Source organism: Microbacterium longlingense, from assembly GCF_058349825.2.
The window spans coordinates 1-14625 of the sequence record NZ_JBYRJA020000012.1; the positions used below are offsets into that span (position 1 = coordinate 1).

Sequence of the window (14625 nt, forward strand, 5' to 3'; positions counted from 1 at the left end):
TGGCGTGTGCTTTGTCCTCCTCTTTGTTTTTTGTAGAATTCGGTGGGGGGGGGGTTTTCTGGTGGTGCTGGACCCCCCCTCCACGACAAGAATGCCCTATCAGTCCAGCGGTGTGACGTAGGCGGCGCTGATGCCGCCATCGACCAGGAAGGTCGAGCCGGTGATGAACGACGAGTCGTCGCTCGCGAGGAACGCCACCGCAGCGGCGAGCTCCTCCGGGTTGGCGAAGCGGCCGACGGGGATGTGCACCAGGCGCCGCTGCGCGCGCTCGGCATCCTTGGCGAAGAGCTCCTGCAGCAGCGGGGTGTTCACCGGTCCCGGGCAGAGGGCGTTGACGCGAATGCCCTGGCGGGCGAACTGCACGCCGAGCTCCCGGCTCATCGCCAGCACGCCGCCCTTGGAAGCGGTGTAGGAGATCTGCGATGTCGCCGATCCCATCACGGCCACGAATGACGCGGTGTTGATGATCGACCCGCGCCCCTGCTTGGTCATGTGCCGCAGCGCTGCGCGCGAGCACAGGTAGACGCTCTTGAGGTTGACGTTCTGCACCTTGTCCCATGCGGGGAGCTCGGTGGTCTCGATCGAGTCGTCGTCATCGGGGGAGATGCCGGCGTTGTTGAAGGCGATGTCGACAGAGCCGTACTCGCGCGCCGCGGTGTCGAACAGATTGTCGACCTGCTCCTGGTCCGTCACGTCGACCGGGACGAACAGGCCGCCGACCGCTTCGGCCGCCGCGGGGCCCGCGACCGGGTCCATGTCGCCGATCACGACGCGCGCGCCCTCGGCCGCCAGACGCTTCGCGGTGGCCAGGCCGATGCCGCTCGCGCCGCCGGTGATGACGGCGACGCGCCCGGCGAGACGCTGGGTGAGGTCGATGGGAGTGATGTCGCTCATGGGTTTCCTCTGAGAGAAGGGGTGGTGAGATGGGGAAGTCAGCTCGCGCTGTAGAAGACGTTCTTGGTCTCGGTGAAGTGCTCCGCCGCGTCCGGGCCGAGCTCGCGGCCGAGGCCGGACTGCTTGAAGCCGCCGAACGGTGTGGAGTACCGCACCGAGGAGTTGGAGTTCACCGAGAGGTTGCCGCCCTCGACGGCGCGGGACATGCGGATGCCGCGTCCGAGGTCGCGCGTCCAGATCGAGCCGCTGAGGCCGAACTCGGTGTCGTTGGCGATGCGGATCGCGTCTGCCTCATCGGTGAAGGGCAGCACGCTGACCACCGGTCCGAAGATCTCTTCCCGGCATACGCGGGCGTCGGCCTGCGGGGTGAGCACGGTCGGGGGGAGCCAGAATCCCGGTCCGTCTGGGGCCGTTCCCTGGAACGCGACCGGGTCGCCGTCGGCGAGGAAGCCGAGCACGCTGTCGCGGTGGGAGGCGGTGACGAGCGGGCCCATCGCGGTGGACTCGTCACGGGGGTCGCCGACCTTCATCGCCTTCACGGCCTGCTCGAAGAGCTCCATGAAGCGGTCGTAGGCGCTGCGCTCGACGAGGATCCGGCTGCGGGCGCAGCAGTCCTGGCCGGAGTTGTCGAACACCGCGAAGGGCGCTGCAGCCGCAGCGGCCTCGAGGTCGGCATCGGCGAAGATCACGTTCGCGCTCTTGCCGCCGAGCTCGAGCGTCACACGCTTCACCTGCTGCGCGCAGCCGGCCATGATGTGCTTGCCGACCTCGGTCGATCCGGTGAAGACGATCTTGCGCACGCCGGGATGCGACACGAAGCGCTCGCCCACCACGGACCCCCGGCCGGGGAGCACCTGGAACAGGCCCTCCGGCAGTCCCGCCTGCAGGGCCAGCTCGCCCAGGCGGATACTGGTGAGCGGGGTCCACTCCGCGGGCTTGAGCACCACGGCGTTTCCGGCGGCCAGGGCCGGGGCGAACCCCCAGCCGGCGATCGTCATGGGGAAGTTCCAGGGGGTGATGACGCCCACCACGCCCAGCGGCTCGTGGAAGGTGACGTCGATACCGCCGGCGACCGGGATCTGCTGACCGATCAGGCGTTCCGGTGCGGCAGAGTAGTACTCCAGCACGTCGCGGACGTTCTGTGCCTCCCAGCGGGCGTTCGCGATCGGATGGCCGGAGTTGGTCACCTCCAGGGTGGCGAGGTTCTCCCGGTCCGCGTCGACGGCTTCGGCGAAACGCCGCAGCGCCGCGCCGCGATCGGCGGGGGCGAGCCCAGCCCAGTCGCGCTGGGCGACGGCAGCGGCAGCGATCGCGGCGTCCGTCGCCTCGATGTCCAGATGCTCGACATCGGTGACGATCGTCTCGTCGGCCGGGTTGATGACCGTGTAGCTCATGGTTCTCCTTGTGGCCCTGGCGGGGTGGGGGTGTCTGGGGGGTGCGCGTCAGCGAGCGGTGCGCGCGTCGCGGTGGGCGCGCGCGGCTTCGACGAGGCCCGCGAAGAGGCGGCGGTCCTCGGTGTGCTCCTCCGGATGCCACTGCACGGCGATCGCGAAGGGGGCGCCATCGACCTCGATCGATTCGACGATGCCGTCGTCGGTACGGCTGGTGACGCGAATGCCGTCGGCGATCTCGCCGAGCGCCTGGTGGTGGTAGAGCGGCGCTGTGGCGCGGAGGTCGTCGGCGTAGACCTCGGCGATGCGGCTCCCCGGGTCGACCGTGACCTCGGTGCTGCCGAACACGGCGGCGCCGGGCTGATAACGGTCATCTCCCACGAGATCAGGCACATGCTGGATGAGCGTGCCGCCGAGCGCGACGTTCAGCATCTGTGCGCCCCGGCAGATGCCGAGGAACGGCAGCTCTGCCGCGAGGGCCGCACGCAGGAGCGCGTCCTCCCATGCGTCGCGATCGGTCCGGGGAGCGCCGGTGCGCTCGTGCGGCTCCTGACCGTACCGGGCGGGGTCGACGTCGGCGCCACCGGTCACGATCAATCCGTCGAGGCGGGCGAGAACGGCCTGCGCCACCGGCTCATCGACGGGCTGCGGCGGGAGCAGCAGGGCGATCCCGCCGGCATCGGTGACCGCGTCGATATACACCTTCGGCAGGAACGAGGCCCGCACGTCCCAGACGCCGGTCTGGGCCTGCTCCAGATAGGTGGTGAGGCCGATGACGGGTGCGGCGACGTTGTTCTCAGAGGCGCTCAAAGCCGCGCACCCTCTCCCAGTCCGTGATGGCAGCATCGAAGGCCGCGACCTCGACGCGCGCCGCGTGGACGTAGTGGTCGACGACCTCGTCGCCGAAGACCTCGCGGGCCAGCTCCGAGCGGTCGAACAGGTCGGCCGCCTCGCGCAGCGTGGTGGGCACCCGGTCGATCTCTGCCTCGTAGGCGTTGCCGGCGATCGCCTCGCCGAGCTCGAGTTCGTCCTCGATGCCGGACAGGCCGGAGGCGAGGATTCCCGCGACGGCGAGATACTGGTTGACGTCGCCGCCCGGCACGCGGTTCTCGACCCGCATCCCGTGGCCGTGGCCGACGACGCGCAGTGCACAGCTGCGGTTGTCGTGGCCCCAGGCGACGGCGGTCGGCGCGAAGCTGCCCTCCACGTAGCGCTTGTAGGAGTTGATGTTGGGGGCGTAGAGGAGGGTGAACTCGCGCATCGCGCGCAGCTGACCGGCGAGGAACTGGCGGAACATCGGAGACATGCCGTCCTCCGCATCCGCATCGGCGAACACCGGGGTGCCGTCTGCGGTGCGCAGGCTGGCGTGGATGTGACAGCTGTTGCCCTCACGCTCATTGAACTTGGCCATGAACGTGATGCTCTTGCCGTGCTCGTCGGCGATCTCCTTGGCCCCGCTCTTGTAGATCGAGTGGTTGTCGCAGGTGTTCATCGCATGCGCGTAGCGGAATGCGATCTCCTGCTGCCCGAGGTTGCACTCGCCCTTGACGCCCTCGCAGTACATCCCGGCGCCGTCCATGGACACGCGGATGTCGCGCAGCAACGGCTCCATGCGCGTCGAGGCATGCAGCGCGTAGTCGATGTTGTAGTCGCTCGCGGGGCGCAGGTCGCGATAGTCCTTGCGCCAGGCGGTGCGGTAGTCGTCGTCGAAGACGATGAACTCCAGCTCGGTGCCGACGTAGGGGATGAGCCCCTTCTCGGCGAGACGGTCGATCTGACGACGGAGGATCTGGCGGGGGGAGACGGAGATCGCCTCCCGGTCGGACGAGACGAGGTCGGCGAGGACGAGCGCGGTGCCGGGGATCCAGGGGATCCTGCGCAGGGTGCCCAGGTCTGGCATCATCGCCATGTCGCCGTATCCGCTCTCCCAGCTGGTGAGGCGGTAGCCGTCGATGGTGTTGAGGTCAACGTCGACCGCGAGAAGGTAGTTGCAGCACTCGGCGCCGTGGTCGATGGCGTCCTCCACGAACAACCGTGCCGAGATGCGCTTGCCGACGAGGCGTCCCTGCATGTCGGTGAAGCCGAGGATGACGGTGTCGATCTCTCCTGCGGCGACCGCTGCGCGCAACTCGTCTGGGGTGAGGTTTCCGCTGTCGGGGATCATCAGGCCTCCTCGGCTCGCCGGCAGCGCTGCCGGCCGATGTCTTCGGTATCCCCAGAGCCTGTCGCAGGCAATGGGGGGATTCCCGACCATTAGACCACAGCGGGGTGCTTCCGTCCATCACTCCGCCGCGGTGATCCGGCGTCGGTGCGCGTGCTGCAGCGCGCGGGGCGGGCTATCCGGCTAAACAACCAAAAATTAGCCTGATAAAGGTGGTGAATGCCGACCAATGAATCACTACACTCGTCCCCACCCGACCGAGCCGCGCTGCTCGGTGTGCGCAGAGAGGCGCGCGGGTCTCGCTCGATGAGAGGAAGCGGCATGCCCAAGGATACGCTCCGGGTCGACGGCGTCACCTATACGACGGCGGACGACGACTACTTCGACAAGCGCAAGCTCAAGAGATCGGCGGGCATCTGGGGACTCTGGGGCCTCGCCGTCGGCGCCGTCATCTCTGGGAACTTCTCGGGCTGGAACTTCGGCATCGAGGCCGCCGGCTTCGGCGGGATGCTCATCGCCTTCGGAATCCTCGTCGTGATGTACTACGGCCTGGTCTTCTCGATCGGGGAGATGGCCGCGGCGATGCCGCACACCGGTGGCGCGTACAGCTTCGGACGCGCGGCCATGGGCCCGTGGGGCGGTTTCGTGACGGGTCTCGCCGAGACCATCGAGTACGTGGCGACCACCGCGGTGATCGTCTACTTCTCCGCGGGCTACGCCAACGGGGTCACCGAAGCGCTGATGGGATTCTCGCTGCCCACCTGGGTGTGGTGGATCATCCTGTACACGGTCTTCGTGGGCCTGAACACGGCTGGCGCCTCGATCTCGCTCAAGTTCGCGATCATCGTGTCGATCATCTCGATCGGCGTGCTGCTGCTCTTCGGCGTGATGGCGCTCGTGAGCGGCGCGGCCGACTTCGGCAGCCTTTTCGACATCGAGCCGGACCCGGGTCAGAGCGCCTTCCTGCCGCACGGTGTGCTGCCGATCCTGTTCGCGCTGCCCTTCGCGATGTGGTTGTTCCTGGGCATCGAGGAGCTCCCGCTCGCCGCAGAGGAGTCGCACAACCCGGTGCGCGACATCCCGCGCGCCGGTATCTGGGCACGCGGCACCCTGGTGGTCACCGGTCTCCTCGTGCTGGTGCTGAACACCGCCGTTCTCGGCGCGTCGGCGACGGGTGTCGCGGGGGAGCCGCTGCTCGACGGCTTCCGGGTGATCGTCGGCGACGAGCTGGCGTGGGTCGCCGGCGTCCTCGCGCTGTTCGCTCTCTTCGGCCTGCTCGCCTCTCTCCAGGGGATCATGTTCGCCTACGGCCGCAACATGTACTCGCTCTCGCGTGCGGGCTACTACCCGAAGTTCCTCTCCCTCACCGGCGCCCGGCAGACCCCGTGGGTCGCCCTGCTGGCCGGTGCTCTGATCGGGTTCGTCGCGCTCGTGATCGTCGACGTGATGGGCGGCGAGGATGGCGTCGCCGGTGCTGTCGTGCTGAACATCGCGGTGTGGGGCGCGGTGCTGGCCTACTTCATGCAGATGATCTCCTTCCTGATCCTGCGGCGGAAGTTCCCCGACGCCAAGCGCCCCTACCGCAGCCCGTGGGGCCGGTTCGGCGCGATTGCGGCGGCCGTGATCTCGGCCTTCATCTTCGTCGGATTCCTCCTCAACGAGGCGTTCCGCCCGGCGATCGTGGCCATCGTCGTCGTCTACGTGATCGCCCTGATCGTGTTCGCCGTCTACGGGCGGCATCACCTGGTGCTCTCCCCCGAGGAGGAGTACGCGGTCTCTGGGGGCCTGCACGGCGACCCCCAGACGGAGGGCTACGGCGGCGCGGTCGAGGACGAGCTCCTGGCGATGGACGGACGAGACGACTGATGCGGGGCGCGCTTCGCGCGCTCCCGAATCACCAGGGAGTTCAGGTCGGGTGGGCGCGGCGCGCGCCCACCCGACCTGAACTCCCTGGTGATTGGGCAGGCCGAGCGGAGCGCGGCCCGGTGCCCCGGCGGCCGGCGGCGGGCGTAGCCTGAGACCGTGTCGGCATACGTCTCGGTCTTCGACCTCTTCTCGATCGGCATCGGCCCCTCCAGCTCCCACACGGTCGGCCCGATGCGCGCTGCGGCCGACTTCGCGGCGCGCCTGACCGACCGGGGGGATCTCGATCGCGTGGCCCGGGTCACGTGCACGCTGTTCGGCTCCCTGGGCGCGACCGGCATCGGGCACGGGACACCGGATGCCGTGGTGGCGGGTCTGGGCGGCCGGCATCCGGAGAGCTGCGATCCGGACGACGTGCGCGATGCGTGGACGGCGTGGCCGACGGCCGCCGAGGGCGGCGCCGAACTGCGCCTCGACGGGGCGGCTGGCATCCGCTTCGCCAAGGAAGACGTGGTGTTCGAGCCGCGCACCCGCCTGCCAGGGCATCCCAACGCGATGACGCTCCTGGCGGCGGACGCCGCGGGCGCACCGGTGCTCGTGGAGACGTACTACTCGGTCGGCGGGGGGTTCATCCGCCGCGAGGGTGAGGATGCGGGGCTGCGCCAGCGGCCCTTCCCCCATCCCTACGACGATGCGGCCTCGCTCCTCGCGCTGTGCGATGAGCACGGGCTCGCGATCGCGGATGTCGCGCGGCTCAACGAGCTGGCGCTGCGCAGCGAGGCCGATCTCGCCGCCGGACTCGACGCCATCTGGGACGCGATGTCGGCCTGCGTCACGGCGGGGTTGAGCGCGGAGGGCACGCTGCCCGGCATGCTCAGGGTGAAGCGACGTGCGGCCACCATCCGCGGTCAGCTGGAGGCCGCGGAGGCCGACGGCCATCGCGAGCTGCCGGGTGAGTGGCTCGGTGCGTTCGCGCTCGCCGTCAACGAGGAGAACGCGGCGGGCGGACGGGTGGTGACCGCGCCCACGAACGGCGCTGCCGGCATCCTGCCCGCCGTCGCGATGTACTGGTGGCGTTTCCTCGCCGACTCCGGGTTGGGCGCGGGCAATGCGGTGACCCCGTACGGCGAGCTGGTCGGCAGCGCGCTGCTGGGGTTCGGAGGCGCGGGATCCGGCGGAGCGGACGCGGCGAACGCCGATGACGCGGCTGTCGCGGAGGCGAACCGGCGCCGCGGCATCCGCCGGTTTCTGCTGACGGCCACGGCGCTGGGGTCGCTGTTCAAGGCGAACGCGTCGATCTCCGGGGCGGAGGGCGGGTGCCAGGCCGAGGTGGGCAGTGCCTGCGCGATGGCCGCAGGAGGGCTGACCGCCGTGATGGGGGGAACCAACCGCCAGATCGAGAACGCCGCAGAGATCGCGATGGAGCATCACCTGGGGCTCACGTGCGACCCGATCGGCGGACTGGTGCAGATCCCCTGCATCGAGCGCAACGCCATCGCCGCCTCCACCGCGGTGACCGCATCGCGTCTCGCGCTGCGGGGCGACGGCACCCACTACGTCTCCCTCGATCAGGTCGTGGAGACGATGCGCCAGACCGGTCTCGACATGTCGACCAAGTACAAGGAGACGAGCGAGGGCGGCCTCGCGGTCAACGTCATCGAGTGCTGACGCCGGTCACCGTGCCGGCGTCGATCGCCGGTCGAGCCCGTCGTTGCACGCCCGCGGGCCGGCTCCGGGCGACGGGCTCGGGCCACGGCCGGTTTCATCGCCGCACGACGACGCCGCGGAGCTTGTCCGTGAGGAGCTGCAGCTGGCGGAGCTCCTCCTCGTCGAGGCGGGACATGCGCTCCGAGATCGCCTGCGCATGGCGCATCGCGGCGACCCGGAAGCGACGTACGCCCTGCTCGGTGGCTGTCACGAGGGTCCCGCGGCCGTCCGAGGGATCAGCGCACTTGGTGATGAGGCCATCGATGACCATCCGGTCGAGCAGGCGAGACACGCTCGGCTGGCTCAGCCGCATGTTGCTGGTGATGTCGCGCATGCGAGCCGTTCGTTTCGGCGTGCGCATGACCGTGATCATCGCTTCGTACTCGGCCTCGCTCAGCGGGCCCTCATCGAAGTCGCTGGATACGCCGGCTGAGACGGCGTCCTGGGCGCGGAACAGACTCTCCCACGCGTCGACAGCAAGGTTGTGATCGTTCATTATCCCCCCGGATGAACGCCAGTGATCTACGGCATCGCCGTAGATCAAATCATATCCCTCGGTGCCGCGGGGGGAGCGGAACGGCGAGGGCCGGTCGGAGAGGTTTCGACCGGCCCTCGCACTGCACCAAGAGTGTCCTGCAATCACATGCGGTGTCTGTCACAGCTCACATTCACCGTGCGATCAATCTATAACGGAACGGTAACGGCGCACAAGAGGCAAATCCGAGTTTCTTTCCGGTGGTGCCGGGCCGGGTGTCCCCGTGGATCATCCGCCGTGCTCGGAGTGCGGATCGCCCCCGGCTGCCGATGCGGTCAGGGCGTGGAAGAAGCGCAGCACCGCCTCTCGGTCGTCGGCCGTCAGGCCGCCGACCGCGTCGAATCGGCGAGCATGGCTGCGCCCGACGGAGGCGCGGGCCGAGGTCAGCGTCGTCTCGCTGACCTCGATCGCGATGCGGCGACGGTCGTCGGGGTGAGCCAGGCGGCGGATATGGCCGCCGGCCTGCAGGCGGTCGGTGAGCTTGGTCGCCGCGGCGGGGGAGATGCCCAGATGCGAGGCGATTCCGCCGGGGGTCGCGACGATGCCCTGGCGGTGTGCGGCGATGAGGTATCGCAGGGCGCGCATATCGGTATCGCCGAGCCGCATGTATCGTCGCGCCGTCTCGTTCATGGCGTTCTCGAGCTCTCGCCAGGCGCTCATCGCCTCGAGCACCGCCACCACCTGTGCGATCTCGTCGTCGGAGAGGTGCTGGCGCACCACCACCTCGCCGTCTGGGTCCATCGCGCGCGGGTCGAGCAGCGACATCCTCGGGGTGCTGCGCTCGGCGGTGGCATCGGACATGCGCCGATAGTACCGGGATTTGGTATTACTCACAGGAACTGTTTAACCTCGTTAAATATTTAGATGCATGGTCTTCGCTGCCGGAGGCTGGCATCATCGTCCTTCGACATCCGGGAGAGCACTGATGACACCTGTTCCGTACGCATCGCCCGCCAGTGTCGCCGGGGCACCATACGCCACAGATCCGCAGCCGTACGACGCGATCCTGCTCGCCGGATTCGGAGGGCCGGAGGGGCAGGACGACGTGATCCCCTTCCTGCGCAACGTCACGCGCGGTCGCGGGATCCCCGACGAGCGCCTCGAAGAAGTCGCGCACCACTATCGTCACTTCGGCGGCGTGAGCCCCATCAACGCCCAGAACCGGGCGCTGAAGGCCGCGATCGAGCACGAGCTCGCCGCGCGCGGCATCGACATGCCGGTGTACTGGGGCAACCGCAACTGGGCCCCGTATCTCACCGAGGCCGTGCAGGAGGCCGCCGAGGACGGGAACACGCGCCTGCTCGCATTCGCGACCAGCGCCTACAGCTCGTTCTCGAGCTGTAGGCAGTATCGCGAGGACTTCGCCAGAGCTGTGGAGGAGACCGGGCTGGGAGACACGGTCACGATCGACAAGATCCGGCAGTTCTTCGACCACCCCGGTTTCGTCGACGCCTTCGTGGGAAGCATCGTCGCCGCTCTCGCCGGCTTCCTCGCGGCGGGCACGGCACCGGCCGCGATGCGCGTGCTCTTCACGACCCACTCGATCCCCACCGCAGACGCGCAGCGCTCCGGCCCACGGGACAGGGACTTCGGGCAGGGCGGGGCGTACGAGGCCCAGCATCAGGCGGTGATGGCGGCGGTGATGGCGCGCGTCGGGGCGCAGGACCCCCGGTTGTCTGAGGTCGCCGCCGAGCTCGTGTACCAGTCGCGGTCCGGACCCGCGTCGCAGCCGTGGCTCGAACCGGACATCTGCGACCGCATCGCCGCGTTGCCGGCGGAAGGCGTCGAGGCCATCGCGATCTCCCCGATCGGCTTCGTCAGCGACCACATGGAAGTGCTCTGGGATCTCGACACCGAAGCGCTCGACGCGGCGGAGTCTGCCGGGCTGCAGGCGGTGCGAACCGAAACGCCGGGCTCCGGCCCCGTCTTCGTCAGCGGCATCGTCGACCTCATCCAGGAGCGCATCGCCGGAACGGAGCCGTCTGAGCGCGCCGCGGTGACGTCTCTCGGGCCCTGGTTCGATGTCTGCCGGCCCGGTTGCTGCGAGAACGTGCGGGCCGGATTCACGTCCGCCGCCGCCGGCGTGGCGCCGTGAACCGGCCGGGGAGACGATCGTGAGCGGCGCGAGCGTCGTCTGGTTCCGTGACGATCTGCGGGTCGAGGACAACCCGGCTCTCGCCGCCGCAGCCGATCGTGATGCTCCGATCGTGGCATTGTTCGTGCTCGATGAGGAGTCGCCCGGCATCCGGCCGCTGGGGGGCGCCGCGCGGTGGTGGTTGCACCACTCGCTGCGCGCCCTCGAGGAGCGGCTGGCTGATCTCGGCATTCCGCTGGTGCTGCGGCGGGGCGCGGCGGCTCGGATCGTCGCAGACGTGGTGGGCGAGGCGTCAGCGGATGCGGTGTTCTGGAACCGGCGCTACGGCGGAGCGGAGCGAGCGGTCGACGCCGAGGTCGCGGATGCGCTGCGGCGAGCGGGCTGCGCGGTCGCCTCCTTCTCGGCATCGCTGCTGCATGAGCCGGGGACCGTGGTCACGGGCGCGGGAACGCCGTACGCGGTCTTCACGCCGTTCTGGCGGGCGTGCCGGCAGCGCCCGGAACCGCGAGCGCCCCTGCCCGCCCCGAAACGGGCGGCATGGCCGGCCAGGCGGATCGCGTCGGACGCCCTGGATGACGCGGGCCTGCTGCCGCGTGATCCGGACTGGTCCGGCGGGCTCGCCGACGCCTGGGTGCCCGGCGAGGCCGCAGCGCACCGCGACCTGGGGGCCTTCGTATGCGATGAACTGGCCGGTTACGAGCAAGCGCGCGATGAACCGGCAGCCGGCTCTACCTCGATGCTCTCGCCTCGATTGCGATGGGGCGAGCTCAGTCCGTTCACCGTCTGGCACGCGGTCGCCGGGGAAGGCGGCGCGGCCCGCTTCCGCACCGAGCTCGGCTGGCGCGAGTTCGCCTGGCACACCCTGTTCGCCTTCCCTGCGTTGGCCACCCGCAATCTTCGCGCCGAGTTCGATCGGTTCCCCTGGCCACCACGCGACGACGACGCGGTGCACGCCTGGCAGCGCGGCCACACCGGTGTGCCGCTCGTCGACGCCGGCATGCGCGAGCTGTGGCAGACCGGGCATATGCACAACCGTGTGCGGATGGTCGTGGCATCGTTCCTGGTGAAGAACCTGCTCGTGCACTGGCGCGTCGGCGAGGAGTGGTTCTGGGACACCCTGGTCGACGCGGATCCGGCGAGCAATCCGTTCAACTGGCAGTGGGTCGCCGGCTCCGGCGCCGACGCCGCGCCCTACTTCCGGGTGTTCAACCCCCTCCTTCAGGCCGAGAAGTTCGATCCCCACCGGGCCTACATCGACCGGTGGGCTCCCGACCGGCCGGAGACGCCCATCGTCGACCTCGCGGCGAGCCGCCGGGCGGCTCTCGACGCCTACGCTCGGATGCGCGCCGAGGGGAACGGCGTTCGGGCGCGCTGAACAGGGTTGCGGCGCAGCCTCCCTGCGGCTCGCCGTCAGCGACCCACGATCTGCGCGGTCGTGACGATGGTCGCAAAGCCGCGCGCAGCGAGGACGGCCTCGGTGCGCTGCATGATCTCCGCACCCGACACCGCGGCGAGCGACCCCGCAGCGGGGATCGCGGACGTGGTGGTCGCATCGGTCACGAACTCGACCGCGAACCCCAGGTCGCTCGCCACGCGCGCGGTGGTCTCGCAGCACTGCTCGGTGCGGATGCCGCAGATGATCACCCGCCGGACGCCGCGCTGCATGAGCTGCTGATGCAGGTTGGTCGTGGTGAAGGCGTTGATCGACGTCTTCACCACCCGCGGCTCGCCGTCGCGCGGTGCGAGCTCGGCCAGCACCCGGACGTGACCGTTCTCGGGATCGAAGACGCTGCCGGAGCCGGGGTCGGCGTGCGTCACCCAGACGACCGTGTCGCCCGCGTCGCGAGCGTCGGCCACCAGCCGGGCGATGTTCGCCACGGCGTCCGGGTTGGCGGTCGTATCCAGGCCGCCGGGCAGTTCGCGGAAGGACTCCTGCGCGTCGATCACGAGGAGCGCGGTTTCGGTCGTCATGTTCTCAGCGTGACGGGGCGGTTGCCCGCGGGCAACCGCCCCGTCACGGCACGATCAGTGAGGCGCGTGGTACTCGGCCTCGCCGCGCTTCCAGTAGCCCTTGACGACGGCCTCGTCGACCGGAACACTCCAGCGGCGCAGCAGGGCGCGGCCCGGCTTGACGATCGACTGCTCCGCGGCGATGAAGCAGAACGGGTTCGCGCTCACGGCGTCGGACTCCCCGAGGCCGTCGAGGTAGCTGATCAGCGCAGACCCCTCCGGAGCATCGCCGCGATGCAGCCATTCGATGCGCGCCGCCGCGGCGATCTCGACCTCGTCGGCGGGGGTGGGGACCTCGATCGCGATGCGCGCGGGCGCGCCCTCGGGGATGTGCAGCGCGAAACGGCGGATCGCCGGGATCGCGGTCGCGTCGCCGGCGAGCAGCCAGCCGTCCGGCTGGCCCTCGATGAGCATCGACCCGCGGGGGCCGCCGACGAAGACGGGAGCACCGATCGGGGCCTCCGCCGCCCAGGGGGCGGCGACGCCGTCTGCGCCGTGCACGGCGAACTCCACGTCGAGCCAGTCCTCACCCCAGGCCAGCGGGGTGTACTCCCGGCTGGGAGCCTCGCGGGCGGCCTCGGCGTCGACGGTGTCGTCCGCGACGAAGAAGAGCCTCATGTGGTCGTCGCAGCCCGGGGAGTCGAAGCCGACGAGATCAGGGCCCTCGAGCCGCACCCGGACGTAGTCGGGTGCGAGCCAGACGCGGGAGGCGAGATGGGCACGGCGGAAGCGGAGATCGAGCATGCGGCGCTCGAGACGGAAAGAACGACTCGCGGAATTCATATGGTTAGGCTAACCTATCTTCTAGGCGTGCAGATGTGCTCCTGGCAAGTCGGATCTCCGGATGGTCAGCCGAGCGAGCCGCCGCACACGAGGTGGGATCGAGCAGGGGCAGACTCGGTCCCACCATCGTGCTGCGTGGGACGCGGGCTGAGACCAGCACGGGTTGGGCCACGACACGCTGCTCGTGCGCAGGAACGACGGTCAATGCGACCGATGGTCTTCGGGGGCCAGTCGCGGCCCGCGCCGAGGCTCCCGCACGCCGCTCGCGAGGATGTACCGGATCGCACGCTGTCGCTGCCCGCGCCACGGCTCCAACAGCTCGAGCATCCCGGCGTCATCCGTGCGGCGCCCCGTGAGGGCATGGCCGATCTGATGGGGCAGGTGATAGTCGCCGGTCGTCACCGCATCCGGGTCGCCGAGCGTGCGCAGCCGGGTCTCCGCCGAGGTCCACGCGCCGATACCGGGTATCGCTGTGAGCGCGCGATCGAGCTCTGCCGCGACGGTCGGGAAACGATCGCCGACGACCGACGCGCGCAGGATCGTCTTCGACTGCGGTGGCTGGACGCCCGCGCGATGCCATTCCCACGAGGGGATGCGGCGCCACACCTCCGGGCTGGGGTGCGCCCACAGGGGGCGCGGCGATGGCCCCGGCGCACTCTCGCCGAAGCGCTGCACGAGAACGCGCCACGCGCGATAGGCCTGCAATGACGTGACCTTCTGCTCGAGCACGATCCCCGCGAGCTCATCGAACACCCGGCCGCCACCCGTCAGACGCAGCCCGGGGTGCCGGTGGGCCGCCGCGGCGACGAGCGGATGCAAGGATGCGTCGAAGGGCGTCGGGTCATCCCCCGCGCCGCAGAGCGCGGGAACCTCGGCGATGACGTGCTCTGCACCGGCACCCCAGGCCGCAGCCCTGACCTCGCCGGAGACCATCCGGAGCGCGAGCGTCGCGGCGCCCCGCGGGGTCCGGCGCCCGAACCAGAAGACACCGTGTGCGCGCAGCGCCGTCGGGTCATGGGGCCCGCGGAACAGCACGCCGAGCGTGAGACCGAGGTCGAGCGGATGCCGCGGACGATACGTTGCCTCTGTGCGCTCGGGCGCGGCGTCCGTGATCGTCATGCAGTCACCCTACGTCCGGCCGCGGACACCGCTCCTGTGCTCGGCGTGTTCGGCCTGAGCGGAGCCG

Annotated in this window: 13 protein-coding genes; 4 read left to right on the top strand and 9 right to left on the bottom strand. The window is 69.8% G+C overall.

The window, feature by feature from the left end; all coding sequences use genetic code 11:
* Nucleotides 1-99 precede the first annotated feature (99 nt).
* Genes AC3RXY_RS14295 through AC3RXY_RS14310 form a run of 4 tightly spaced genes read right to left on the bottom strand, consistent with a single transcriptional unit; the run spans nucleotide 100 to nucleotide 4449 of the window.
* Nucleotides 100-894 (bottom strand): 3-oxoacyl-ACP reductase, encoded by a 795-nt coding sequence (locus tag AC3RXY_RS14295; RefSeq protein WP_491511588.1) that lies wholly within the window; start codon nucleotides 892-894, stop codon nucleotides 100-102.
* A gap of 38 nt (nucleotides 895-932) precedes the next feature.
* Nucleotides 933-2288, bottom strand: a complete 1356-nt coding sequence (locus AC3RXY_RS14300) for an aldehyde dehydrogenase family protein (protein WP_491511589.1) — start codon at nucleotides 2286-2288, stop codon at nucleotides 933-935.
* A 48-nt stretch (nucleotides 2289-2336) separates the two neighbouring features.
* On the bottom strand, nucleotides 2337-3095 hold the full coding sequence (locus AC3RXY_RS14305; protein ID WP_491511590.1) for a gamma-glutamyl-gamma-aminobutyrate hydrolase family protein: 759 nt from the start codon (nucleotides 3093-3095) through the stop codon (nucleotides 2337-2339).
* On the bottom strand, nucleotides 3082-4449 hold the full coding sequence (locus AC3RXY_RS14310) for a glutamine synthetase family protein (RefSeq protein WP_491511591.1): 1368 nt from the start codon (nucleotides 4447-4449) through the stop codon (nucleotides 3082-3084). Before AC3RXY_RS14310 ends, AC3RXY_RS14305 begins: the two co-directional genes overlap by 14 nt.
* Before the next feature lie 318 nt (nucleotides 4450-4767).
* Here AC3RXY_RS14310 and AC3RXY_RS14315 point away from each other — a divergent pair, with 318 nt between their 5' ends.
* Nucleotides 4768-6312, top strand: a complete 1545-nt coding sequence (locus tag AC3RXY_RS14315) for an amino acid permease (RefSeq protein ID WP_491511592.1) — start codon at nucleotides 4768-4770, stop codon at nucleotides 6310-6312.
* A 156-nt stretch (nucleotides 6313-6468) separates the two neighbouring features.
* Nucleotides 6469-7977, top strand: a complete 1509-nt coding sequence (locus AC3RXY_RS14320; RefSeq protein ID WP_491511593.1) for an L-serine ammonia-lyase, iron-sulfur-dependent, subunit alpha — start codon at nucleotides 6469-6471, stop codon at nucleotides 7975-7977.
* A gap of 94 nt (nucleotides 7978-8071) precedes the next feature.
* Here the strand turns inward: AC3RXY_RS14320 and AC3RXY_RS14325 are convergent, their stop codons facing one another.
* Nucleotides 8072-8512, bottom strand: coding sequence for a MarR family winged helix-turn-helix transcriptional regulator (locus AC3RXY_RS14325; protein WP_491511594.1), 441 nt, complete (start codon nucleotides 8510-8512; stop codon nucleotides 8072-8074).
* A 267-nt stretch (nucleotides 8513-8779) separates the two neighbouring features.
* Nucleotides 8780-9352: a MarR family winged helix-turn-helix transcriptional regulator gene (locus tag AC3RXY_RS14330; RefSeq protein WP_491511595.1), complete on the bottom strand. Its 573-nt coding sequence runs from the start codon at nucleotides 9350-9352 to the stop codon at nucleotides 8780-8782.
* Nucleotides 9353-9476: 124 nt separating this feature from the next.
* Between AC3RXY_RS14330 and AC3RXY_RS14335 the strand changes: the two genes are divergently transcribed.
* Together AC3RXY_RS14335 and AC3RXY_RS14340 are read left to right on the top strand one after the other, a co-directional pair.
* Nucleotides 9477-10646: a ferrochelatase gene (locus tag AC3RXY_RS14335; protein ID WP_491511596.1), complete on the top strand. Its 1170-nt coding sequence runs from the start codon at nucleotides 9477-9479 to the stop codon at nucleotides 10644-10646.
* A 19-nt stretch (nucleotides 10647-10665) separates the two neighbouring features.
* The gene (locus AC3RXY_RS14340) at nucleotides 10666-12021 is read left to right on the top strand and encodes a cryptochrome/photolyase family protein (protein ID WP_491511597.1); all 1356 of its coding nucleotides are present in this window, start codon (nucleotides 10666-10668) and stop codon (nucleotides 12019-12021) included.
* 35 nt (nucleotides 12022-12056) lie between these two features.
* Here AC3RXY_RS14340 and AC3RXY_RS14345 read toward each other — a convergent pair whose 3' ends face one another.
* The 3 genes from AC3RXY_RS14345 to AC3RXY_RS14355 all read right to left on the bottom strand — a co-directional run bounded on the left by AC3RXY_RS14345 (nucleotide 12057) and on the right by AC3RXY_RS14355 (nucleotide 14558).
* Complete coding sequence (locus tag AC3RXY_RS14345; protein ID WP_491511598.1) at nucleotides 12057-12617, bottom strand: isochorismatase family protein; 561 nt, start codon at nucleotides 12615-12617, stop codon at nucleotides 12057-12059.
* 54 nt (nucleotides 12618-12671) lie between these two features.
* Complete coding sequence (locus AC3RXY_RS14350) at nucleotides 12672-13439, bottom strand: siderophore-interacting protein (RefSeq protein ID WP_491511599.1); 768 nt, start codon at nucleotides 13437-13439, stop codon at nucleotides 12672-12674.
* Between the two features lie 201 nt (nucleotides 13440-13640).
* Nucleotides 13641-14558 (bottom strand): DNA-3-methyladenine glycosylase family protein, encoded by a 918-nt coding sequence (locus tag AC3RXY_RS14355; protein ID WP_491511600.1) that lies wholly within the window; start codon nucleotides 14556-14558, stop codon nucleotides 13641-13643.
* Nucleotides 14559-14625: the final 67 nt, after the last annotated feature.

Bases quoted from the DNA above. Each gene is read 5' to 3' on its own strand.
- AC3RXY_RS14350 (WP_491511599.1), bottom strand. From the start codon at position 13,439: ATGAATTCCGCGAGTCGTTCTTTCCGTCTCGAGCGCCGCATGCTCGAT.
- AC3RXY_RS14325 (WP_491511594.1), bottom strand. From the start codon at position 8,512: ATGAACGATCACAACCTTGCTGTCGACGCGTGGGAGAGTCTGTTCCGC.
- AC3RXY_RS14335 (WP_491511596.1), top strand. From the start codon at position 9,477: ATGACACCTGTTCCGTACGCATCGCCCGCCAGTGTCGCCGGGGCACCA.
- AC3RXY_RS14300 (WP_491511589.1), bottom strand. From the start codon at position 2,288: ATGAGCTACACGGTCATCAACCCGGCCGACGAGACGATCGTCACCGAT.
- AC3RXY_RS14310 (WP_491511591.1), bottom strand. From the start codon at position 4,449: ATGATCCCCGACAGCGGAAACCTCACCCCAGACGAGTTGCGCGCAGCG.
- AC3RXY_RS14315 (WP_491511592.1), top strand. From the start codon at position 4,768: ATGCCCAAGGATACGCTCCGGGTCGACGGCGTCACCTATACGACGGCG.
- AC3RXY_RS14295 (WP_491511588.1), bottom strand. From the start codon at position 894: ATGAGCGACATCACTCCCATCGACCTCACCCAGCGTCTCGCCGGGCGC.
- AC3RXY_RS14345 (WP_491511598.1), bottom strand. From the start codon at position 12,617: ATGACGACCGAAACCGCGCTCCTCGTGATCGACGCGCAGGAGTCCTTC.
- AC3RXY_RS14330 (WP_491511595.1), bottom strand. From the start codon at position 9,352: ATGTCCGATGCCACCGCCGAGCGCAGCACCCCGAGGATGTCGCTGCTC.
- AC3RXY_RS14355 (WP_491511600.1), bottom strand. From the start codon at position 14,558: ATGACGATCACGGACGCCGCGCCCGAGCGCACAGAGGCAACGTATCGT.